12 protein-coding genes are annotated in these 23,068 nt (G+C 64.6%); 9 read left to right on the forward strand and 3 right to left on the reverse strand.

Going from position 1 to position 23,068, the window contains the following annotated elements:
- Nucleotide 1: 1 nt before the first annotated feature.
- From AC1L6K_RS06805 to AC1L6K_RS06820, 4 genes are all read left to right on the forward strand, one after another.
- A complete protein-coding gene (locus AC1L6K_RS06805; RefSeq protein WP_480951950.1) occupies nucleotides 2–523 on the forward strand; it encodes an MGMT family protein in 522 nt (173 codons plus the stop codon).
- Complete coding sequence (locus AC1L6K_RS06810) at nucleotides 520–3,933, forward strand: ATP-dependent helicase (protein WP_480951951.1); 3,414 nt, start codon at nucleotides 520–522, stop codon at nucleotides 3,931–3,933. Before AC1L6K_RS06805 ends, AC1L6K_RS06810 begins: the two co-directional genes overlap by 4 nt.
- The gene (locus AC1L6K_RS06815) at nucleotides 3,930–7,565 is read left to right on the forward strand and encodes an ATP-dependent helicase (protein ID WP_480951952.1); all 3,636 of its coding nucleotides are present in this window, start codon (nucleotides 3,930–3,932) and stop codon (nucleotides 7,563–7,565) included. Before AC1L6K_RS06810 ends, AC1L6K_RS06815 begins: the two co-directional genes overlap by 4 nt.
- A 158-nt stretch (nucleotides 7,566–7,723) precedes the next feature.
- The gene (locus AC1L6K_RS06820) at nucleotides 7,724–10,189 is read left to right on the forward strand and encodes an HNH endonuclease signature motif containing protein (RefSeq protein WP_480951953.1); all 2,466 of its coding nucleotides are present in this window, start codon (nucleotides 7,724–7,726) and stop codon (nucleotides 10,187–10,189) included.
- A gap of 143 nt (nucleotides 10,190–10,332) precedes the next feature.
- On the opposite strand, the gene AC1L6K_RS06825 is transcribed toward AC1L6K_RS06820, so the two are convergent.
- Nucleotides 10,333–11,685 carry a macrolide 2'-phosphotransferase gene (locus tag AC1L6K_RS06825; protein WP_480951954.1) on the reverse strand — a complete coding sequence of 451 codons (1,353 nt, stop codon included), beginning with the start codon at nucleotides 11,683–11,685 and terminating at the stop codon, nucleotides 10,333–10,335.
- 186 nt (nucleotides 11,686–11,871) lie between these two features.
- On the opposite strand from AC1L6K_RS06825, the gene nudC reads away from it, so the two are divergent.
- Nucleotides 11,872–12,819, forward strand: coding sequence for an NAD(+) diphosphatase (gene nudC, locus AC1L6K_RS06830; protein WP_480951955.1), 948 nt, complete (start codon nucleotides 11,872–11,874; stop codon nucleotides 12,817–12,819).
- Nucleotides 12,816–14,963 carry an ATP-dependent DNA helicase UvrD2 gene (locus AC1L6K_RS06835; protein ID WP_480951956.1) on the forward strand — a complete coding sequence of 716 codons (2,148 nt, stop codon included), beginning with the start codon at nucleotides 12,816–12,818 and terminating at the stop codon, nucleotides 14,961–14,963. The genes nudC and AC1L6K_RS06835 overlap by 4 nt, the downstream gene beginning before the upstream one ends.
- Here the strand turns inward: AC1L6K_RS06835 and AC1L6K_RS06840 are convergent.
- A complete protein-coding gene (locus tag AC1L6K_RS06840; protein WP_480951957.1) occupies nucleotides 14,924–16,075 on the reverse strand; it encodes a ThiF family adenylyltransferase in 1,152 nt (383 codons plus the stop codon). The genes AC1L6K_RS06835 and AC1L6K_RS06840 overlap by 40 nt on opposite strands.
- A 105-nt stretch (nucleotides 16,076–16,180) precedes the next feature.
- Between AC1L6K_RS06840 and AC1L6K_RS06845 the strand changes: the two genes are divergently transcribed.
- Nucleotides 16,181–16,891 (forward strand): YgjP-like metallopeptidase domain-containing protein, encoded by a 711-nt coding sequence (locus AC1L6K_RS06845; protein ID WP_480951958.1) that lies wholly within the window; start codon nucleotides 16,181–16,183, stop codon nucleotides 16,889–16,891.
- 132 nt (nucleotides 16,892–17,023) lie between these two features.
- Here AC1L6K_RS06845 and AC1L6K_RS06850 read toward each other — a convergent pair whose 3' ends face one another.
- Nucleotides 17,024–18,526 carry a zinc-dependent metalloprotease gene (locus AC1L6K_RS06850; RefSeq protein WP_480952708.1) on the reverse strand — a complete coding sequence of 501 codons (1,503 nt, stop codon included), beginning with the start codon at nucleotides 18,524–18,526 and terminating at the stop codon, nucleotides 17,024–17,026.
- A 254-nt stretch (nucleotides 18,527–18,780) separates the two neighbouring features.
- On the opposite strand from AC1L6K_RS06850, the gene AC1L6K_RS06855 reads away from it, so the two are divergent.
- Together AC1L6K_RS06855 and AC1L6K_RS06860 are read left to right on the forward strand one after the other, a co-directional pair.
- Nucleotides 18,781–19,875: a YlbL family protein gene (locus tag AC1L6K_RS06855; RefSeq protein ID WP_480951959.1), complete on the forward strand. Its 1,095-nt coding sequence runs from the start codon at nucleotides 18,781–18,783 to the stop codon at nucleotides 19,873–19,875.
- A 201-nt stretch (nucleotides 19,876–20,076) separates the two neighbouring features.
- The gene (locus AC1L6K_RS06860; RefSeq protein ID WP_480951960.1) at nucleotides 20,077–22,992 is read left to right on the forward strand and encodes a UPF0182 family membrane protein; all 2,916 of its coding nucleotides are present in this window, start codon (nucleotides 20,077–20,079) and stop codon (nucleotides 22,990–22,992) included.
- Nucleotides 22,993–23,068: the final 76 nt, after the last annotated feature.

Consider the following 23,068-nt stretch of genomic DNA (forward strand, 5'->3'; position numbering starts at 1 on the left):
CATGCGTGAGCAGTATGTTGAAGCGGTTTTGGCGGTGGCGGAGCTGATTCCGGCCGCCCGGGTCCTCTCCTATGGGGACATTGCGGCCCTGCTGGAGAGCGGCGGGCCGCGGCAGGTGGGTGCCGTCATGTCCGCCCATGGCAGTGCCGTGCCCTGGTGGCGGGTCATCCGGGCCAACGGCTCGGCGCCTGTGTGCCATGAGCACCGGGCGCTGTCGCACTACCTGGAGGAAACGACAGCGCTGCGCGGGTACACCGCCCCCGAGTCGCAGGCCGCCAGGCAGGCTGCGGGGCACGGTGCGGGCCGGGCGCCGTCGTGGCACGTTGACATGAAGGCCGCCCGGTGGAGTCCCGCCGAGCCGGAATTCGACCGCATTGACGCCATTGCCGCCCGGCTGCGTGACGCGGACGGCGTCGGCATGCCAGGCAGCGATGCAAGCGGCAGCGCCGGCGGTGGCCGGGCCTCGGACGACGACGCTGCCGCAGCAGGAATGTCAGTGCCCCGTGATGGACTGGAGGCATGAGTACGCAAGCGCAGCAGCCGCAGGACACCCAGCAGGAAAAGCACGCACGGCAGAGGCAGCCCGGCCAGTTTGAGCTGCCCAAACTGACGCTCGTGGCGCCCGCCGAAAGTGTCAGGACCACCCCCCGGCCCAGCGCCGACCAGCAGGCAGTCATCGACCTCAGGCCCGGCTCAGGTCCCGTGCTGCTGTGGGGTGCGCCCGGCACCGGCAAGTCCACGGTGCTCATTGAAGCCTCGGTCAAGCGCATGGAGCACGACGGCGTCGACCCGGCAGGTGCCCTGCTGTTGGCCCCGTCCCGGTTGGCTGCCGCCCGGCTGCGCGACGGCTTCAGTGCCCGGCTCACCAGGAGCCTGAGCACGTCCCCGGCCAGAACCTGGTCCTCCTACGCCTTTGACCTGTTGCGCAGGGCCAAGGTTGAGGGGCGCATGCCTCACCTTGAAGGCCCGCCGCGGCTCATGAGCGGTCCCGAGCAGGACCTGATCATCCGGGACCTGCTGGCCGGGCACAAGCTGGGGCTCGGCACGGCTCCGGACTGGCCGGCGGAGCTTGCCGAAGCCCAGGAAACCCGCGGCTTCCGGCAGGAGATCCGGCAACTTTTCGACAGGGTCATTGAATATGGGCTGGTTCCCGAGGAACTTGCGGAGCTGGGGGCGGCCAACCATCGTCGGGACTGGGTGGCTGCGGCGGCGTTGTACCGGGAATACCGGGACGTGGTGGATTGGGGCAAGTCGGGGTCCTTTGACCCGGCAGGCATCATTACTGCGGCCACCACGCTTTTGCGGATCGACCCCGATTTCCTGGCCCAGGAACGCAACCGGCTGGAGCTGATTGTCGTTGACGACATTCAGGAGGCCAACAAGGCCGTGCACGAACTGCTGCATCTGGTGGGCCGTGGCAAGGACGTCCTCGTGGCAGCCTCGCCGGACACGGTGGTGCAGGGATTCCGCGGCGCCCGGCCCGACCTTGTCGCCGCCCTGGCCGAGTCGTTGTCGACGCCGGCGCATCCGTTGCAGCAGTTTGCCCTGTCCACATCGCACCGCATGACCAGGCCGCTGGCAGCAGCCTGGTCCGGGGTCGCCGACCGCATCTTCCAGATCCGCGGCGGCCACAAGGCCCGCGAACTGGCCTGGCCTGCGACGGAAGCCGGGCCTGCAGCGGGTGCCGGAGCCCCGGCGTCGGAGTCCAGCGAAGAGTCCTATGTGAGCGCCCATGTTGTGGCGTCCGAGGTGCACGAGCTGCGCCTGGTGGCCGAACGGATCCTGCACCTGCAGCACCTGGGCGGGCACAGCCTGAGCGAGATGGCGGTGATTGTGCGGACAGGTTCGGCCCTCGCTGCGCTGCAGAGGTACCTGAGCGCGCAGGGCATTGCCGTGAAGGTGCCCGTGGCCGAAAATCCTGTCCGCGATGAGCCGGCTGTGCGCCCCCTGCTTGAGGCGTTTGGGATGGCGCTGGCCCCGGAAACAGTCGACGCCGAAGCCTGCGTTGCGCTGCTGACCTCGCGGTTGGGGCGTTCAACTGCGCTGCACCTGCGCCGGCTCAGGCAGGCGCTGCGGCAGCAGGAACTGCACGACGGCGGCGGCCGGGCCAGCGATGAGCTGCTGGTTGAGGCATTGCTGAACCCTGTGAAACTGGCCCCCTTGGGCTGGGAGGCGGCCAACGCCCGCAGGATCGCGGCCATGCTCGCGGCGGGTCGGGAGGCCGTGGCGGAGCCCGGCGCCAACGCCGAAACAGTGTTGTGGGCGCTATGGGACGCCTGCGACAGCTCAGGGACGTGGGAAACGCAGGCGCTGCGCGGCGGCCCCACCGGCATCCGCGCCGACAGGGACCTCGACGCCGTCATGGCCTTGTTCCAAACGGCCGAACGCTACGTTGACCAGCTGCCAGGTTCCAGCCCCCAGCAGTTCCTGGACTACCTGATGAGCCAGGAACTGCCCATGGACACCCTTGCGGCGCGTGCCCAGCGCACCGACGCCGTCGAGATCGTCACCCCTGCAAGCGCCGCCGGGAGGGAATGGCCCATTGTCATTGTGGCCGGGCTTCAGGAGGGGGTGTGGCCCAACACCCGTCTGCGCGGCGAGCTGCTGGGCAGCCAGCTGCTGGTTGACGTGCTTGAAAACGGCGCCCAGGCGGCACGGCAGATCGAACCTGCGGCCAGGCTTCGCGACATCCGGTACGACGAACTGCGCAGCTTTGCCGCGGCGATTTCACGTGCCGGCCGGATTCTCATCCTGACCGCGGCTGCGGGGCATGACCTGCAGCCGTCCCAGTTCCTGGACCTGGCCGCGCCGTACATCCCGGTCACGGATTCCGGCGGCGAATCCCAATATCCTGTGCGGCCCGTTGAACAGGTGCCGCGGCCCATGACCCTGCGGTCGCTGGTGGCCGAGCTGCGGCAGGAATCCGAGATGCATGCAGACCCGGAAGCCGCCAGGATGCTCGCCGTGCTGGCCGAACAAAATGTGCCCGGTGCTGCACCGGAGCAGTGGTGGGGGCTGCTGCCGCTGAGCTCCGACGCGCCCATCGTGGCCCCGGGCGAGCCCGTCAACGTCTCGCCCTCAAAGGTCGAGGAAGTGCTGAAGTCCCCGCTGAACTGGTTCATCCGGGCGGCCGGGGGTGAAGCCACCACCGATTTTGCCCGCAGTCTTGGCACACTTATCCACGGCATCGCCCAGGACATCCCTAACGGCGCCGGTCACGAATACCTCGAGGAACTGGACAAACGCTGGCCTTCCCTGGGGCTGCCCGAATCGTGGGAAACGGACACCGACTACAAACGCGCCCAGGAGATGTTGGGCAAACTGGCCCAATACGTCATCGCCGCCCGCCAACAGGGGCGCACGCTCCTGGGCGTGGAGGAAAACTTCACTGTTGAGGTGGGCGAGCTGCCTGGCTCCGAGCTGCCGGCCACCGAACTGCCCGGCTCCGGCCTCACCGACGGCGAACTCCCTGACGGTGGGCAGCCCGGCCGGATGGTGCGCCTGCGCGGCCAGGTCGACAGGCTTGAAGCCGATGCGAACGGCAACCTCATCATTGTCGACATCAAGACGGGCCGTACGAAGCCCACCAAGGACCAGGTCGCCGAGCATCCACAACTTGGCGCCTACCAGGTGGCAGTGTCGGCAGGAGGTTTCGCCGCACAGGCCGAAGCTGCAGGGCTGACCGGCGCCGTCTCAGGTGGCGCCGCGCTGTTGCCGCTGGGCGACGGGACCAAGAACGTGAAAACGCAGGACCAGGCGGCCATGGTGGCAGGCAGCGAGAACGATCCAACCAGCAAGGTCATGGAGGCGGCACTCCTGATGGCACAGGCCGCCTTCCCCGCCCGCCACGGGGCCGACTGGACCGAACGCAACGGCTGCCCCCTGCCCACCATTTGTCCGCTGTGCCCGGAAGGGAAACAAATCACCGAATGAGCGAGCCAATCAACACCGCATCAGCCGTGCCCTCCACGAGTGCCCCGGACACCAGCGCCCCGGACATCGGTGCCTTGGAGTTGCAGGAGCCCGCCGCGCCCACGGCCGCGCCCACGGCCGCGCCCACGGCAGAGCCTACGCCTACGGCCGCCACGGCTGCCCCCGCCGCACCTGCCCCCGACGCACCTGAGCGTCCCCGGCTAAGCCCCTACGAACTGGCGGAGCTCCTGGAGCAGCGACCGCCCACGCAGGAGCAGGCCGCCATCATCTCTTCGCCCCTTGAGCCGCTGCTTGTCATTGCCGGGGCGGGGTCTGGAAAGACGACCACCATGGCCGACCGTGTCGTGTGGCTGGTTGCCAATGGTTTGGTCCTGCCCGAGGAAATCCTCGGCGTCACGTTCACCCGCAAGGCAGCCGGGGAACTGGCGTCGCGCATTCGCGGGCAGCTGGCCAAATTGGGCACGCTGGCCCGCTCCGGTGAGCTGGAACTGGCTCCCGCGGCGGCTGCCAGGGATGCGCTGGAACCCAAAGTTTCCACCTACCACTCCTACGCCAGCGGCATCGTCACCGACTACGGTCTGCGTCTGGGCATTGAGCGTGACGCCGTCGTGCTGGGCGCCGCGGAGGCATGGCAGTTGGCCAGTGACGTTGTCGAGGCACACGACGGCGCCCATGAGCACTTCACGGCCGCCAAGTCCACGCTGATCCAGTCGGTCATGGACCTGGCCGGCGAATGTGCCGAGCACCTGCAGGACCCCGACCAGGTCGTGGCAACCATCGACACCTACCTGGCCGGTTTTGAGGCGCTGCCCTACATCGCCGAGAGCGCCAAGCCCCGCACCGCCGCAGTGAACAAGCAGCTCGACGTCCTGCGGACCCGTGCGTCGGTGGCTGCGCTGGTGCAAAAGTATGCCGAGGCCAAGCGTCGCCGCAACGTCCTTGACTACGGCGACCTTGTGGCCCTGGCCGCCCGGATTGCCCACGAGGTTCCGCATGCCGGCGTCATGGAGCGCCAGCGTTACAAGGTGGTGCTGCTGGACGAATTCCAGGACACCTCGCACGCCCAACTGCAGCTCTTCGCCGAGCTCTATGGCGGCGGCCACCCGGTCACGGCCGTCGGCGACCCGCACCAGTCAATCTATGGTTTCCGCGGCGCCTCGGCCGGCCAGCTCTTCCGGTTCCCGGAGATTTTCCTCAAGCACGACGGCGGGTACGCACCAACAGCGGAACTCACCATTGCGTGGCGCAACTCTTCGCACATTTTGGCGGCCGCCAATGTGATGTCGGCCGAGCTGACACAGGCGCAAACCCGCAAGGCCAACGCCAGGCTGGCTGCCGGACTAACGGATCAGGAGCGTGCCGCGGCCGGGCCAAGGGTGGTTGTCTCGCCGCTGCGGGAAAAGCCGCAGGCTCCCGACGGCGAGGTGCTGTTGGCCCGCTACGACACCGAGCTTGCCGAGGCCGAGGCCGTCGCCGAACAAATTCTGGACCGCAAGGGGGATTTCACCCACCGCAGCGGCGCCCAAGGTGCCATGACAGTGGCGGTGCTGTGTCGCCGTCGTGCGCAATTTTCCCGCTTGCAGTCGGTGTTTGAGGCCCGCGGCATCCCCTACGAAATTGTGGGGTTGAGCGGGTTGCTGGGCACCCCGGAAATTGTGGACCTTGTGGCGACGCTGCGGGTCATTGCCGACCCGGGCCGCTCGGATGCGCTCATGCGGCTGCTGACGGGGGCGCGGTGGCGGATCGGGCCCGCCGACTTGGTGGCCTTTGCCGACTGGGCACGGTACTTGGCGCGGCGCAGGGAATGGGCTGCGAAGCACCGGGTGGATTTTGACGCGGCCGCGCTGCGCGAAGACGGCGGACAGGAAAGTGCTTCCGGGGTGCCGGAACCAGCTGAACAGGCAGTGGTTACCGCCGATCTGGTGGATGCCTCATCGCTGGTCGAGGCGCTGGATTATTTGAGCCCAGACTACTGGCCTGAAGCTGCCCGGCCGCTGAGCGAGGTGGCCCGGACCCGGTTGTTGGCATTGCGGGACGAGCTGCGGGTGCTGCGCACCTTTGTGGGCGAAGACTTGGGCAACCTGCTTGGCGTGGTCGAGAAGACGATGCTCCTTGACATTGAGCTGGCCGCCAAGCCCGGCTCCAGCATCCACCACGCCCGCCGCCACCTGGACGCCTTTGCGGACGCTGCTGCGCAGTTCATGCAGGCGGCGCAACGGGTTGACCTGGACGCCTTCCTCGGGTGGTTGGAAACAGCCGAATCCGAGGAGGGCGGGCTGGAAATGACGCCGGTGGAGAGCAACCCCGACGCCGTCGCCCTGCTGACGGTGCATGCCTCGAAGGGACTGGAATGGGATGTGGTGTTTGTGCCGGGCATGAACGCCGGCGCGTTCCCCAGTTCCCGCGCGGACCGCTGGAGCACGGGGGCCAAATCGCTGCCGTGGCCGCTGCGCGGAGACAGGGACGACCTTCCTGAATGGGACACCAACGTACCGGACCTGAAAACGCTGATGGAGAACGAGAAGCTCTTTGCCGACGACGTCATGCTCCACGCCGAAGAGGAGGAACGGCGCCTGGCCTACGTGGCTTTCACCCGGGCCCGGGACTTCCTGATGTGTTCAACCACCGTGTGGGGCAGCGGGAAGAAGCCGCTGTCGCCGTCGCCCTTCCTTGCAGAATTGCTGCCACTGTCCGAAGGTGCCAAACAAAGCGCAGCCCTCGGCCAGTGGGCTGAAGACCCTGACGAGGACGCCGCCAACCCGGTCAGCGCTGGTGCCGAAAGCGCCCAATGGCCCTACGATCCGCTCAACGGGCCCGTCATCATGGGCAGGGCTGGGGTGGCTGCACGAGTGGGACGCCGGGACAACGTCGAGCGTTCGGCCGCCGCCGTCGCGACGGAACGCGTCAGTATTGGCGACAATAAAGCCTCCACCGGACCGGGAACGGAGGAGTTCCTGGCCAGGAATCCCCACTGGGGCAGGGAAGCAAGCGTGCTGCTGGCACAGGAACATCTGGAGTCGGACCAGTTGCGCGTGGAACTGCCCCCGCACATTTCAGCCTCGCGCCTCGTGGCCTTGGGGGAGGACCCGGAGAAAGTCACCCGTGCCATGCGCCGTCCCGTGCCGACCAAACCGGGCATGGCGGCGCGCAAGGGCACAGCCTTCCACACCTGGATTGAGGACTTCTTCGCCACCACCGGTCAGTTTGACTTTGACGAGGAACCGGGCGCCGACGCCTACGTGGATGAGGCGTACGGCCTTGCCGACATGCAGGAGACGTTCAAGAATTCAGAATGGGCCAACAGGATCCCTGCAGACCTTGAGGTGCCGATTGAAACGCGGGTGGCTGACGTGGTTGTGCGTGGCCGCATCGATGCTGTCTTCCGCGACACCGACGGAAAGTGGGACCTGATCGACTGGAAGACAGGAAAGGTGCCCTCCAAGGCACAGCTGGCGGTGCGCGGGGTGCAACTGGCCGTTTACAGGCTTGCCTGGTCACGACTGAAGGAAGTGCCGCTGGAACAAGTCAAGGCGGCGTTTTACTACGTGGGACAGGACAAGCTCATTCGTCCCGTCGATCTTGCAGGACAGGATGAGCTCGAGGCCATCGTGCTCAACGCCTACTCAGCCTGAGCCCGAGTGACCGGTGTACAACGGATTCGTCGAGCCAGCCAAGGTCAAGGATAGGACTGGCTTTTCAGGCTGGACTATCCGGGATCCACCGAAAAAGTTTTAGAAGATTCTTTCGGGGTTCTATTGCGTGGTGGTAACGGTGGTTGTATTCTTGGGGTATGAGTATTCCGGTGATTGTCCCCGGGGACCGGGGTGGTGAGGCCACACAGGATGTGGTTTCACTTCTTGCCGCGGTTGGTGCTCTTCCTTTTATTGAACCCTTTGGGTCTGACAATCCTGTTTTGGTGGGGTTGCCGTTGTTGGCGGGTTTTCCGGTGCCGGATCCGGAGCCGGTGTCCCAGCACGGTGTTGCTTGTGGTGTGCATGATGGTGCTGTTGCGGCGTTGGCGGTCGTGAAGCTGTTGGAGGATGCGACGGCGGCGTGCAAGGCGTCGTTGTTGGGGCAGTTGATGGGGGCTGTGGGGGTTGAGCGGGTTGCTGTGGATTTGGATCCGTGGCAGGCGAAGCTGGCTGAGTCCAGTGCCGTGGTTGAGGCGGCCCAGTCGTTGGGTATTGCTGAACGGACGGCGGTGGCGTTGACGCATCATGCGTTGGAGGTGTTGGCGCATCCGGGGACGTTTGCGGCGTTGGGGGCGGGGGTGTTGTCCTGGCGTCATGCGTGCACGATTGTTCAAGAGATCGCCACGTTGGAGGACACCGGCTCTGTCACGGCCACTGATGTGGGGGTGTTTGAGGGGCGGTTGTTGGTGTTGGCGCCGGGGACCACTGCTGTCAGGTTTGCGGGGAAGGCGCGGCGGGAGCGGGAGAAGATGTTCCCTGAGTCGATGGAGACGCGCACGAAGGAGGCGTTCAAGAATCGGCGGTTGAGCAATGATCCGGGCAGGGATGGGATGTCGTGGGTGACGTTGCATATTCCGACGTTGGCGGCGAACGCGATCATGGTTCATTGCCATCGGCTCGCGGAGGCGATCAAGAATGATGCCACGGCACGCCAGCGTGCTGCTGACGCGGTGGGTGCGGGGGAGGATTGCCGTGAGTGCCGGACGCGTGAGCAGATCCGTGCTGATGTTGCCGCGATTCTGCTCATGGGCCAGGAACTCCCGGCCAACAGCTACACCAACCCCACCACCACCAACCCAAACACCACCAGCCCGCACAGCAGAGGCGCCAACCGTACAGGCAGCGGCGGCCAAGGGGCCGGCAGCCGCAGCAGCAACAGCGCCGGTGGCTATGACAGCCAGGGTGCTGGCAGCGGATTCACCGGTCGTGGCGGCCAGGATGCCGACACAGGCCGGAACGGTTCTTCTTTCGGCAATACACCCACTCATGGCAGCAGGAGTGGTGGTTTCACCGGCCAGGGTGCCGGCAGCGGCAGCGGCAGTGGTAGTGGTAGTGGCGGTGTTGGTGGTTGTGGCGGTGGCATGGGTTTTGGTGGGGATGGTGGTGGTGTTGTTTTTGGGGAGAAGTCGGCGTTTGGGGTGAGTTTGGTTGAGGCGCCGGGGTGGGAGTGCGAAGAGGCGAATCCGCCCCGCACCCCGGGCCCTGCCCCGGGTCCTGGCATCATTACCGAGGACTTCGTCGCCGACGGCTCCGGGACCGCCAATACCTGGAATCCGGTGATTGGTTCCGGGGCGGGGACAGCTCTGCCTGACGAGGGTCAACCTCTCAGGGGCACCGTCGTGCCTGGTGGGGCGGGGCCGGAACCTCCTCTCAGTGGCACCAGCATGCCGAAAGGCCAGGATAACCCGGGGCCGGGGCCGGGGTTGGTGGATGTGGCGGGGGATGTGCCGGTGTCGGGGTCGTTGGTTGGTGATGGTTCTGGTTATGTGGATGGGTTGGTTGACGGGATTGTCGAGGACCGTCAGCAGGAGTATTTGGATCAGTTGGAGGCTATGCGTCAGGGGAAGGTGATGGTGGATCCGCCGTTGCCGAGGGCGCAGATTTTGCTCAAGGTCCCGTTTTTGGGGTTGGTGGGTGTCACTGATGAACCGGCTGAGTTGGTCGGTGAGGGGGCTGGGCCGGTGCCGTTGGGGATTGCCAGGAAGCTCATGGCGGGTGCGAAGACGTTCTTGCGGGTGTTGACTGATCCGGTGACGGGTGAGGCGTTGCCGTTGAGTCCGGAGCGGTACACGCTGCGGGATGCGGAGAAAGCGGTGTTGCAGGCCCTGGCCGGGGGCTGTTATTTCCAGAATTGCATGAATCCGGTGGTGCTCACGGAGATGGATCATCTGAGGTCGTGGGAGCACGGGGGCAAGTCCACGCTCGAGAACGTTCGCCCGGCGTGTGCTGTTCATCATCGCTTGCGGCATTTTAAGGATGATAAGGATCGTCATGGCATGTATCGGCGGTATCGGGATTCGTATCGGCATCAGATTCGTTTGCGGGGCTGGACACCGCAGCTCACTGCTGATGGCCGGGTGGGGTGGATTACCCCGGGTGGGAAGTATCGGGCGCCCTTGTATGAAACACCTCAATGCACGCAGTACCCGAAGTGGTTGAAGCGACGCCTCGCCAAGGCCCTCAACCCACCACCGACCACAGCCGCCAACACAGCCGCCAGCAACGCAGGCAGCAGCGGCATGGACAGCAACCCCGGGACAGGCCCAACAACCCCCAGGCCATGAACAACACCCGGAGCAAGAAGCGCCCCTGACGGAGTGAACAACCCCGAGGGCCAGTCCGGCTCTAGAGCAGGAAGCGCCCCGGCGCAGCGAACAGCTCAGCCGGAGCCAGCGTACCGGCCGCCAACCATCAGACACGCAGCCCGCTACTTCTTCAGCGGAATGACCTTCATGGTGGTCGTGTCGACGTCTTCAGCTGGTGTTTGGTCGGAGTCTGCGGCAGGTCCATCCGATGTATCCGGTATCGCGGTGACAGCAGACGCCCCGGCTGGAACTGTGTCTGAATCCTTGGGGGACTCTGGCACAGGAGTGGCAGTCACCGCATTGCTGCTCGTCGCGGCGTTGACCGGGACCGCTTTGTGGGAAGCAGTGTCCGAATCCTTGGAGGCGTCGGGGAACGACGGCTCCGTCGCGTCACCACCAACGGCCGTGACGGGAATGTCGTCACCAGTTTTCGTTGGCGCAGGCTCGGCGGCTACAACTTTCTCCGGCAGCTCCGTTGGTGAAGCAGCTTTGGCAGGCGATGCCTCGGCGGAGTTGTCAACCGGCACAACAGTGGCAACCGCCGGCTCGACGCTGATTGGCTGACCGCCGTGCAGGGCAATGTCGGCTTCCAGAGTCTTCAACATCGACTCCGCGTCTTCCACCATGCGTGCGCTATCAGCCCCATAGCCCTTCACGAGCCACTGGGCCAACGCAAATTCGGCGCTGAGTGCCGCACGGCGCAGCAAATGCGGGTCGGGTGTTTCGTTGCGGGCGGCTGCATAGGCCTGCATGACGGTGTCAACAAATTCGGGGTCGTTCACTGCCACGAGCCAGGCGAAGTCATCGGCCGGGTCACCGATCCTGAGATCGGTCCAGCCGATGACTGCCGTGACCTGGTCGCCGTCGAGGAGGATGTTGTCTTCGTGCAGGTCGCCATGGACAACGCAGGCATTGAAGCGCCACAGCGCCACGTCCTCCATGGCATGCTCCCAGCGGCGAAGAAGCGATGGTGGGATCTTGCCGGTGGTTGCCGACTGGTCAAGTTCGTTGAGTTTGCGCTGGCGGAACTCGTTTGCCGTGTAGCTGGGCAGGTCAAAGGTGGTGACGAGCTCCTGCGGCAGATCGTGGATGGCGGCAATGGCGGCGCCGATTTCCAGGGCCAGGGCAGCGCTTCCGGTGGCAAGGTGCTCCACCGATTCGGACTTGCCGGGGATGTGTGAGTACACAAAAGTGATCAGTTCCCCCTGCCTCACTGTCCCGGCCACGGTGGGGAGCAGGAAGGGCAGCTCCGCGCGGATGGCGGGGGAGAAGGCGCGCAAAACCTGGCGCTCGGTTTCCAGACGCGTGCTGGCCTCCGGGTGCCGCGGGGAGCGCACGCGCCAACGCCGTTTTTCCGAGTCAACCAACAGGGCTGAACAGAAATCGGCTGTATCGTCGGGCTCCGGGCCAAACGCTGTGACGTTGAGTCCGGGCACGGCGGCGCTGGCGATCGCGGCCAATTCGATTGCTGTCATTCTTCTCACCCCTCCACCGTAGAACGCCAAGGCCCCAACCCGGTGCCGTTGGGGCGGCGAGTCGCAAGAACTCCTTGCCGAGCGCACCATCAAGCCTCGTCCTGGTGGGCCGGGCCACAGGCCTTCTTGTCCACAGATGCCCTGGGCGGAATACAAAAATCTGCACCGGATGCGTACGGTGGAAACATGATCATTCCCAACCCATCCCCTGAAACTGCGCTCGATCGGCAATGTGAGCAACGCAGCGAACCTGGGTACCTGGCCACGGTGCTGGGAAAGGCATCCCACCGGGTGGTAATTTTCCACCGCGGCAAGGCCCTGATGGACGGCGCGGCACTGGGCTACTTCGACCCTGCCACTCTCCCTAAAACGCCGCCCGCAGGCACCAACCAGGTCTATTTGGGCAAGGTTCTCGCCGGGCAGGACCACCAGCTGTCTGAGGGCACCGACATTGTGCTCCAGGTTCTCCCGTACGACGCCGATGAGCTCACCTGGAGGCCGCAGGAGGCCGCGTTTTCCGTGTATCGGGACGTCGCCATGGGCCTGCATGCCCTTGATTCGGAAGTTTTTGTGCAGGCCCAGGCCGTTGCCAACTGGCATGGCACCCATACACACTGCCCGCGGTGCGGGGCCCCCACGGAATCCATGTGGTCAGGGTGGATGCGCCGTTGCGGACAAGACGGGTCGGAACATTTTCCGCGCACCGACCCCGCCGTCATCGTGGCCATTGTGGGCGCCGACGACAGGATCCTGCTGGCCAACAACTTCCAATGGGAAGAAAACCGGTATTCCACCGTGGCCGGTTTTGTTGAGGCAGGGGAGAGCGCCGAGCAAGCGGCCGTGCGTGAGATCTCCGAAGAAGTCGGTGTCCAGCTGCACTCAATGAGCTATGTTTCGTCCCAATCCTGGCCGTTCCCGAGATCATTGATGTTGGGCTTCATGGGCTACACGAACGACACCGTGCCAACACCGGACAATGTTGAAGTCAGGGCTGCCCGCTGGTTCAGCAGGGAAGAACTGCAGGCGGCCGTGTTCAGTGGTGAAGCAGTGGTGTCGCACAGGCTCTCCATCGCCCGTGACCTAATAGAGCAGTGGTATGGCGGCCGCGTCCTGGAACCTGGTGAAGAGTCATGAGTTTTGACCCGCAGCAATCCGGGCTGCCCGTGATGGATGAACGGACAGCCGAGGAACGCATTCTTGCCGGGCTGGACGACGAGCAGCGCACGGTTGCCACCACCCTGAGCGGGCCACTGTGTGTCCTGGCCGGCGCGGGCACCGGAAAGACCCGGGCCATCACCCACCGCATCGCCTATGGCGTGCACACAGGTGTTTACAATCCGAACAGGCTGCTGGCCGTGACCTTCACTGCCAGGGCGGCAGCTGAGATGCGCACCCGGCTGCGCGACCTGGACGTGGGAACCGTCCAGGCCCGCACCTTCCACGCCGCAGCGTTGCGACAGCTGCAGTATTTCTGGCCGCACGCCGTCGGAGGCCAACTGCCGGGCCTGCTGGAACACAAGGCACAGATCATCGCCGAGGCGGCACGGCGCCTGCGCCTGCCCACCGACAGGGCGGCCATCCGTGACCTGGCCGCTGAAATTGAGTGGGCCAAGGTCTCGATGCTGACGCCCGAAACGTACCTGCTCAAGGCCGAGGACCGCGGTGAGCCCGGCGGTCTCGACAAGGTCGCCGTGGGGCGCCTCTTCCAGGCCTATGAGGATGTGAAGGCGGACCGGAACCTCATTGACTTTGAGGACGTCCTGTTGATCACCGTCGGCATTTTGCAGGAGGACCCGCGCGTGGCCGCGACAGTGCGCGACCAGTACAGGCATTTTGTTGTTGATGAATACCAGGATGTGTCCCCGCTCCAGCAGCGCATGCTTGATTTGTGGCTGGGCGGGCGCGAGGAACTGTGCGTCGTCGGCGATGCCAGCCAGACCATTTACTCCTTTACCGGGGCAACCCCACGGCACCTCCTTGACTTTCCCAAGCGTTTTCCCGCCTCGAACGTGGTGAAACTTGTGCGCGACTACAGGTCAACCCCGCAAGTGGTCGGACTGGCCAACACCTTGCTCAGCAGCCGCCGCAGCGGCGGTCTCAGCGCCGATGCCCTGTGGTCCAAACCCTTGGAGCTGGTGGCCCAGCGGCCAGGCGGACCGGCACCTGAGTTTCTTGAATGCAGCGACGATGAAGCCGAGTCGGCAGCGGTTGCCGCCAGGATCAAGGCTTTGATTGCCAACGGCACCCAGGCCAGTGAAATCGCCGTGCTGTTCAGGACCAACGGACAATCTGAAGCTTATGAGCAGGCACTGACGGCCGTCGGCGTCGGCTATCAGCTGCGCGGCGGTGAGCGCTTCTTTGCCCGCAAGGAAGTCCGCGACGCCATGCTGCAATTGCGGGCGGGCTCCCGGGCCGCCGAGGACGAAAAATTGGGCCAGCTGGTGCGTGACATCCTCGGCAACCTGGGCTGGCAGCCTGAAGCACCCAAGACCGGCGGCGCCGTACGGGAACGCTGGGAGTCATTGTCGGCCATTGTTGCCCTGGCCGACGAGCTGGCAGTGTCGCGCAGCACCCCGGAGCACACGTTCACGTTAATTGACTTTGTGGCAGAACTGCAGGACCGGGCCTCTGCCCAGCACGCACCCACCGTGCAGGGCGTTACCCTCGCCTCGCTGCACTCGGCGAAGGGCCTCGAATGGGACGCCGTATTCCTGGTTGGGCTCAGCGAGGGGCTCATGCCGATTTCCTTTGCCGACACCCCTGAAACAGTCGATGAAGAGCGCAGGCTGTTGTACGTGGGGATCACCAGGGCCCGGGAATTCCTGAATTTCTCGTGGTCGACGGCGCGCACGCCCGGAGGCCGGGCCAACCGCAAACCCTCCAGGTTCCTTGACGGGCTCCGGCCCAGCTCAGTGGGTGGGGCGCCGACAGGCCCGCGCCAGGCGACGGCCCGCAAGTCCCGGAAGGTGGCAGGGCCCTCGGTGTGCAGGGTGTGCGGGAAGATCCTCAACACCGGTGCTGAACGCAAGGTCGGTCGCTGCCCCGACTGCCCGCCGGGCTACGACGAGGCCGTCTTCGACCAACTGCGGGAATGGCGGCTTGCCGAATCCACGACCGCTGCCGTGCCCGCCTTTGTCGTCTTCACGGATGCCACATTGATGGCCATCGCAGAGGCATCACCACAGGACTTGGACGCGCTTGCGGCCCTGCCCGGTGTGGGGCCCGCCAAACTGGAGCGTTACGGCGAGGCAGTGTTGGAGATTGTGGCCAAGGACTGATTCTGCCATTGGCAGCCGCAGTCGGGATGGGTGGCGAATTGCTGCTGTGTCCACCTGCCGTTGTCAGGATGAAACGTCAGTACCGATGACCATGAGCTTGGTTGGTTGACGGCGTCCAGAAACAGCAGGACGTGCGTGCCGGCGGTGCCGGCCAGTGTTGCAGCCAGGGCCGTACCCTCCATCAGTTCGGCCCGGGGCCGCCGGTCCTGCGAAGGCGCCGCACCGGCGGCCAGCTGGCTGCACACATCAAGCCATTGCGGGTCGTTGAGGCTGCGGTGCCGTTCAACGCACTCGGCGCAGGCCGTTTCCCCTGGCAGGACCAAGGGCCCCACCGTGCCGTCCTGTTCCCGCACCAGCACAAACAGGTGTGGCCGTTCCGCGGCAAGAAACCGTGCGGCAGTGTGGGCGGGTACGACGTCGTGGCCCACCACAACGGCAAGGTCAAGGTACCGCAGGTTGAGACCTCCGGCCCCGCCGTCGTGCACGACGTGCGCGTTGCAGCTGGGGTCGATCCGGAGCAGGTGCCGGCGGACGGCCACCGAACGCGCCAGCCCAATGTCGCTGAGCCTGAACGAGCCGGGGCTGACGTCGGTTGCGGCCACCGGGCAGTCATCTTCCAGCAGGAGCGTGCCCACCCCGGCGCCCACCAGGATGGCGGCCAGCGCTGCGCCGGTGCGTCCCAAACCAACAAGGTGCACGACGGCGTGTTCGCGCCTGGCCATGAAATCTCGGCATGGCTGTTGGTACAAACCCAGAAGCGCCGATTGTTCAGGCAACAGCCGCTCTGCCCGGTACCCCTGCGTATGGAGGTCCTCATCGCTGAAGAGCAGGCCCGCCAATTTGACGCAGATCTCCTGTGCCCGAAGGGCATCCACGCCGAGGGAAACGGCCTGTTCAAGCACCAGTTCATCGGCGATGCCGCGATGGAGCGCCTCAACAAACGTCAGCTCGGCATCCTGCAGGCCGGCCAGGATCAACCCGCCGGCACCCAGGCCGATCTGCACGCTGTGGGCCCCGCGACGCACGAGGCGGAGCCCCGGGTTGATGGTGGTCATGGCGGCCTCCCGCAGCATTTCCGGTAGTTCAGTGGACGTGATTGCACTTTTGATCATTGCACTTTGGCGGTGGGCGCGTGCGAAGTTTTCCACAGGCCGGCGTTATCCACATTCCGTGACATAACTTTTAGATTGGCGGCAGTTTCGTTGTAGCGTCGAAGCATGCCCGCACCATCAGCACAGCGTCCAATGCCCCGCCGCAAGCCCGGGGCCGTACCCGGACGCCAACCCATCGGCACCGGAACACCAGGCCCGTTGGGAGACTCGTATTCGGCCCACAAACGCAGCAACGGTGACCCCGTGGTCGTCCGGCGGACCGCCAGGCGCAAAACCGGACTTGCCGCTTTCTGGGAGGCCGGGCAGGCGGTGATTGCCGTGCCTGCACGGTTGAGCCTTGAGGATGAAAAGTACTGGGTGCCCCGCATGGTTGCCCGGCTGGAGCAGGGCACGCAGGCGCAGGCGGGACGGCGCGGGGTGCCCGCCAGCGATGAAGCCCTCCTGCAACGCAGCATGATGCTGTCAAGGAAGTATCTGGGCTCTGGTGCCGTGCCGGTGTCCGTGCGGTGGGTGACGAACCAAAATGACCGCTGGGGTTCTGCAACGCCGGCCCGCAAGACCATCAGGATTTCGCACCACGTGCAGGGCATGCCCGAATGGGTGCTCGACTATGTGTTGCTGCACGAGCTTGCGCACCTGATTCACGCCAACCACAGCCCCGCATTTTGGGCTGAACTTGCCGGCTATCCGCAACTTGAGACGGCGAAGGCGTTTCTGGCAGGGGCGTCATTTTCCGCAGCACGAAATATCAGCGGCATGGAAAATGGCCTTGATGACGGGGACGACATCGCAGGCGGCAGCGGCGACGCGGATTGATTCGGCGTCGGGGGCGGTGCAGCGGAGCATGGGGCAGTGCGAATTGAAAAGGCTCCGGGGCTGCAGCCGTCATTCGCGGTGGTGGACCACCATCGGATGACTCTTGCAGCCCCGGAGCCTGACAAGCGGCTGCTACTTGTCCGTTTCGGTGCCCTGCGGGCCCTTGCCGTCGCCGGACCCTGAATCGGGTCCTGTCTCTGAATCGGTGGCCGTTCCTGAATCGGAGTTGGTGCCCGAGTCGGTGGACGGTTCGGAGCGGTTGGGCTCGGTGGCCGTTCCCGAGTCGGAGTCGGTGCCAATGCTTTCGAAGCCGCCGTCCAAGAGCTTGGCCAGTGCGGCGTCGACGTCGGATTCGGAGGCGTCGGCGGCGCTGCGACGGGCGCTGAAACCGGCGGCGTCGTCCAGGTCTGCGGAGGTGGGCAGCAGGTCGGGGTGCGCCCAGATGGCGTCACGGCCGACGATGCCGCGCTGTTCCTTCAACGATGCCCACAAGGCGGCGGCTTCCCTGAGCCTGCGCGGACGCAGTTCCAAGCCAACCAGTGAGCCAAACGCGTGCTCGGCCGGGCCGCCGGTTGCACGGCGGCGGCGGATCGTTTCCCGGATGGCAGCAGCGGACGGCAGATTGGCGGCCGCCTCAAAAGTCAGCTCGTCCACCCAGCCTTCAACGAGGGCAAGCGCCGTCTCCAATTTCTCCAGGGCGGCGTCCTGCTCCGGCGTGCGGGCGGGCATGAAGACGCCCTCGGACAGTGCGGCCTGCATGGCCTCGGGGTTGGCCGGATCAAGGTTGTGGGCCAGGTCCTCAATCCTCGACATGTCGATGTGGATGCCGCGGGCGTACGATTCGATGGCTCCGAGCAGGTGCCCGCGCAACCACGGAACCTGCACGAACAGGCGGGCGTGGGCGGCCTCGCGGAGGGCGAGGAACAAACGGACCTCCTGTTCGGGCACTTCAAGGCCTTCACCAAACGCCTTGACGTTGGCCGGCAGGAGGGCCATTTGCAGGTCCGCCAGCGGGATGCCGATGTCGGTGGAGCCCACCACTTCCTTGGCCAGTGCGCCAACAGCCTGGCCAAGTTGCAGGCCGAACAAGGCACCGCCCATGTTTTGCATCATGGAAGCGGCGTCTCCCATCATCGACTTCATTTCTTCGGGAAGCTGTTCATTCATGGCCGTGGAGATGGCAAAGGCGATGCTGTTGGCCACCGGCTCCGTCAGCCGCTGCCACGTGCCCAGCGTTTCCTCAACCCATTCTGCACGCGACCACGCACGGCCAATGATGGCTGTGGCGGCAAGATCGGTGAACGGGTCGAGCCACATCTCGGCCAGGCGCAGGGCCTCATCCACCTCATGCTGCTGCGCGGGCGTGACGGAAGGATCGTCCCCGGCCGCCGCTTTCCTTGCTGCATCGCGGGCAAGGTCCCAGTTGACGGGCGTGTCTGAGGATCCGCTCATCATGTTCTGAACCTGGGTGAACATCTGCGCCAGCACGTTGGGGTCGGATGGCAATCCGGCGGCCTTGGCCAGCTCTGCAGGATCAAAGCCTTCCATGCCCTGTTCGCCCAAAAGCTTGGCGAGCATTTCCTGAAGCGGATCCTTCGGGGTTTCGTCGTCGTTGTTGGCTGGTGTGGAAGACATGATGGCCCGTTCGTTGGCGTGGACGCTGAATATCTTCACGTTACCGCCGTCGTCGTGTGTTGTCGCCCCATGGTGGGCTGCTGTTCGCTCTAGGCAAAGGGCTCCGCACCTGTCCAGCTGAAGTGCACACATTCACTGTCCAGTCCCAGCACGCTCACAAGCACAACACAACTGAACACAGTAGGCTGGGTGGTCGGCACCCGTTTTGGTGGGGATGTCGGTGAGACCCAGGAGAAGTTGGAAAGGTCACAGGTTTGAGCCAGGAGATTTTAGAAGCGGCGAAGCCGGCAAGCCCCATCCGCGACCGCAGATTCTCGCTGATGGTGGTTTCAGGTGTCCTGTCGGTCGTGCTCGCCGTGGCCGCCATGACAATCCCCGTCCCGTACGTGATTGAGTCCCCGGGCCCGGCCATCAACACCATCGGTGAGATCAACGGCCATCCCGTCATCACCGTCACCGGACATGAAAGCTTCCCCGCAAGCAGCGGCAGCCTCGACCTCACCACCGTGCAAATGGCCGGCGGGCTTCCCGACAGCCACATCAACTTCTTCGACGCGCTGCGTTCCTGGCTCACGCCGTCGCACACCATCTACCCGGCCGAGCTCATCTACGCACCCGGCATCAGCCAGGAAGCCGTCAACAGCGAGAACTCTGCAGCCATGACCGGCTCGCAGGAAAACGCCACGGCAGCGGCACTGAGCACGCTGGGCATCGACTTTGAGTCAAACCTAGCCGTTGCCTCCATCCCCGAGGGCGGTGCCTCGTCCGGAATTCTGAAGCCCGACGACGTCGTGCTCACCATTGGCGGTCAGAAGGCAACCGACCTGAAGGTCATCCAGACCGTCCTGGCCGAGGGGAAAGGGGCCCCCGTGGACATCGGAGTCCGCCGCGACGGTGTGGAAAAGACGCTTGCCGTAACACCCAAATTGGGCGACGAGGGAAAGTACCTGCTTGGGATTGCCCTGCAGAACACCTTCAAGTTCCCGTTCGATGTGAAGATCTCGCTGGAGAACATTGGCGGTCCGAGCGCAGGCATGATCTTCGCACTGGGGATCATGGACAACCTGACTCCCGGGGAGCTCACCGGCGGCAAACCATTTGCCGGCACCGGAACTATTGACCCGCAGGGCAATGTCGGAGCCATTGGCGGCATCGCACAGAAGATGGTCGGTGCCCGCAACAGCGGCGCCGATTTCTTCCTGGCCCCGGGAGCGAACTGTGCAGACGTCGTGGGCCACGTCCCCAAGGGGCTGCAGGTCATCAAGGTCACTACACTCAAAGAAGCCTACGACGCAGTTTCGCTCATCGGCTCCGGCAAGGACGGTTCAACACTGCCCACCTGCAGCTAGCCCACCCGGCGCCATGGTGGGAGTCTTTCAAGTAACGATTGCGCATCACACGGAACTTAGGCCACGGACCATTCGTGGCAGAACTATAGAAGCAACCGGCATTAAATTCATGTACATCAGTTGAGTAAGAGGTAGAGAGTGACATCCCGACCATCCCCGTCGCCAAGCAGGACAGGCAGGCCCAAACGCCGCAGCGCTCTGATGCCCACCATTATCGTGGTGGCCGTATTGGTGGTTGCCGTGCTGATTTTCTCCGGGGCCTATACCGACCTGCTGTGGTTCAACCAGATCGGCTTCTCCGAAGTGTTCTGGACAGAACGCATCGCAAAACTGCTGATTTTCCTTGCAGGGTTCCTGATCATGGCCGTTGGTGTGTACTTCTCCATCCGTGCCGCGTACAAGGCCCGCCCCGTGTATGCCCCCGACAATGCCCGTGAGGACAACCTGGGGCGCTACCAGGCGCAGTTGGAACCAATCCGTCGCGTTGTCATGATTGGTGTCCCGGTGGTCTTTGGACTGTTCGCAGGAACTGCAGCCATGGCCCAGTGGGAAAAGGTGATGTTGTTCCTTTACCGCGTCCCCTTCGGTTCCAAGGACCCCGAATTTGGCTTGGACATCAGTTTCTACACCAACACACTGCCCTTCCTTGGCTTCCTTGCCGGAATGCTGATCAGCGTCACAGTGATTGCGTTCATCGCCGGATTGCTCACACACTACCTTTACGGCGCCATCCGCCTGACGGAACGCGGGATCTTCACCTCCCGTGCGGCCCAAATCCACATTGCCATTCTGGCCGGCGTCTTCCTGCTCCTGCTCGCCGCCAACTTCTGGCTTGGCCGCTACGGGACACTTCAGGACAACGGCGGCTACCGTTCCGGCGCCTTGTTCACTGATGTCAACGCGGTAATTCCCACCAAGGCCATTCTCGCCGCAGCGGCCGTCATTGTCGCCATCTTGTTCATCGTTGCCGCGTTCATGGGCAAGTGGAAGCTGCCCTTGATCGGAACCGGCATGCTGGTCGTCACGGCGATCGTCGCCGGCGGCATTTACCCGTGGGCTGTCCAGGAATGGCAGGTGAAGCCCTCACAGGGATCCAAGGAAGCGCCGTTCATTGACCGCAACATTGAGATGACCCGCGACGCCTACGGGCTGACGGGCATGGAAGTCACCCCGTACAACGCCAAGGTTGACGCGGAAGCCGGTGCGCTGCGCCAGGATGCCGACACCGCGGCCAACATCCGACTCCTGGACCCCAACCTGCTCTCGGCCACGTTCCGGGAACTGGAGCAGTACCGCCCGTACTACGAGTTCCCCAAGACGCTCAACGTTGACAGGTACACCATCGACGGAAAGGTCCAGGACGCAGTCCTGGCCGTGCGTGAACTCAACCCCCAGGGCCTGAACCCCGCGCAGCAGAACTGGTACAACCAGCACCTGGTGTACACCCACGGCTACGGCATGGTTGCGGCCTACGGAAACACCGTGACGGCGGACGGCAAACCGGAATTCATGCAGAAGGGTGTGCCGTCCGAGGGCAAGCTGGGCACCGACAGCAGCTACCAGCCGCGCATCTACTTCGGCCAGTCCATGACCGATTATTCCCTCGTGGGCGCGCCGGAAGGCACCACCCCCATTGAGCTGGACCGCCCGCAGGGCACCACCACCGGCGACGGCGCGGACAGCAAGGACACCGGCTCCGAGTCGCTGACCACCTTCACCGGCAACGGCGGCCCGAATGTGGGCAACTGGTTCAACCGCATCATGTACGCACTGAAGTTCCAGTCGACTGACCTGCTGCTGACAAACGGGGTCAACGACAGTTCGCAGATCCTCTACGACCGCACCCCGGCCGAGCGTGTGGCCAAGGTGGCCCCATACCTGACCCTGGACGGCAACCCCTACCCGGCGATAGTTGACGGCAAGGTCAAATGGATTGTTGACGGCTACACCACCAGCTCCAACTACCCGTACTCCCAGCAGCAGCAGCTGCAGGAAGCCACCACGGATTCCCTGACAGCAGCCGGCGGCCCGGCGGCACTTCCAAACGCATCCGTGAACTACATCCGCAACTCGGTCAAGGCCACCGTGGATGCCTACGACGGCTCCGTGGACCTGTTTGCCTGGGACACCAAGGATCCCATCCTGCAGGCGTGGCAGAAGGTGTTCCCCACCAGCGTCAAGCCATTGACAGAAATGTCGGCCGACGTCATGTCGCACGTGCGCTACCCGGAGGACCTGTTCAAGGTTCAGCGTGAACTGTTGGGCCAGTACCACGTCACGGATCCAGACAAGTTCTTCGCAAACACCGAAGCCTGGTCCGTCCCGGACGATCCCACGACGAAGGCCGTTGACAAACAGCCGCCGTATTACCTGTCGCTGAAGATGCCGGGCGCTGACAAGACCGCATTCTCGCTGACAACCTCATTCATTCCGCAGGAGGTTGCCGGGACGGACTCGCGCAACGTGTTGTACGGCTTCATGGCCGCCAACGGCGACGCCGGACACGTCAAGGGAGTCAAGAGCCCCGACTACGGGAAGCTGCAGCTGCTGGAGCTGCCTGTGGACACGCAGGTGCCCGGACCGGGGCAGGTGCAAAACACGTTCCAGACCGACCCCACGGTCTCGAACGAGCTGAACGTGCTGACCCTGGGCCAGTCCGAGGTCAAGAACGGCAACCTGCTCACCCTGCCTGTGGGTGGCGGCCTGTTGTACGTCCAGCCTGTCTACCTGCAGTCCACAGGTTCGACGTCGTACCCCACACTGCAGCGTGTGCTTGTGGCGTTCGGCAACCAAATAGGTTTCGCGGCCACCTTGGATGAGGCACTGGACCAGCTGTTCAAGGGTGACTCCGGTGCTGCCGCCGGGGATGCCGGTGTTGCCAAGGTTCCAGATGCTGCCGGCGGCGATTCGGGAGGATCGACACCGCCGGCAGCCGGTGACAATGCGGCACTTAGCAAGGCACTCACCGATGCCAATGCGGCCATCAAGGACGGCCAGGCGGCCCTGGCCAAGGGTGACTTCACCACCTACGGCGAGGCCCAGAAGCGCCTTGAAACCGCCATCACTGCGGCCATTGCAGCTGAAGGTGCGGCGGCGGCGACGCCTGCCGCACCCTAGCTCCACCGTCGTGCAATGACGGCAAAGGGTCCGGCAGCCTCACGGCGGCCGGGCCCTTTGCCGTCCTGGAGTGCAG

This window comes from Specibacter sp. BI4 (genome assembly GCF_056680095.1).

Excerpts from the sequence above, each read along its gene's own strand:
- AC1L6K_RS06805 (WP_480951950.1), top strand. The coding sequence starts at position 2 with ATGCGTGAGCAGTATGTTGAAGCGGTTTTGGCGGTGGCGGAGCTGATT.
- AC1L6K_RS06810 (WP_480951951.1), top strand. The coding sequence starts at position 520 with ATGAGTACGCAAGCGCAGCAGCCGCAGGACACCCAGCAGGAAAAGCAC.
- AC1L6K_RS06815 (WP_480951952.1), top strand. The coding sequence starts at position 3,930 with ATGAGCGAGCCAATCAACACCGCATCAGCCGTGCCCTCCACGAGTGCC.
- AC1L6K_RS06820 (WP_480951953.1), top strand. The coding sequence starts at position 7,724 with ATGAGTATTCCGGTGATTGTCCCCGGGGACCGGGGTGGTGAGGCCACA.
- AC1L6K_RS06825 (WP_480951954.1), bottom strand. The coding sequence starts at position 11,685 with ATGACAGCAATCGAATTGGCCGCGATCGCCAGCGCCGCCGTGCCCGGA.
- nudC (WP_480951955.1), top strand. The coding sequence starts at position 11,872 with ATGATCATTCCCAACCCATCCCCTGAAACTGCGCTCGATCGGCAATGT.
- AC1L6K_RS06835 (WP_480951956.1), top strand. The coding sequence starts at position 12,816 with ATGAGTTTTGACCCGCAGCAATCCGGGCTGCCCGTGATGGATGAACGG.
- AC1L6K_RS06840 (WP_480951957.1), bottom strand. The coding sequence starts at position 16,075 with ATGATCAAAAGTGCAATCACGTCCACTGAACTACCGGAAATGCTGCGG.
- AC1L6K_RS06845 (WP_480951958.1), top strand. The coding sequence starts at position 16,181 with ATGCCCGCACCATCAGCACAGCGTCCAATGCCCCGCCGCAAGCCCGGG.
- AC1L6K_RS06850 (WP_480952708.1), bottom strand. The coding sequence starts at position 18,526 with ATGTCTTCCACACCAGCCAACAACGACGACGAAACCCCGAAGGATCCG.
- AC1L6K_RS06860 (WP_480951960.1), top strand. The coding sequence starts at position 20,077 with ATGCCCACCATTATCGTGGTGGCCGTATTGGTGGTTGCCGTGCTGATT.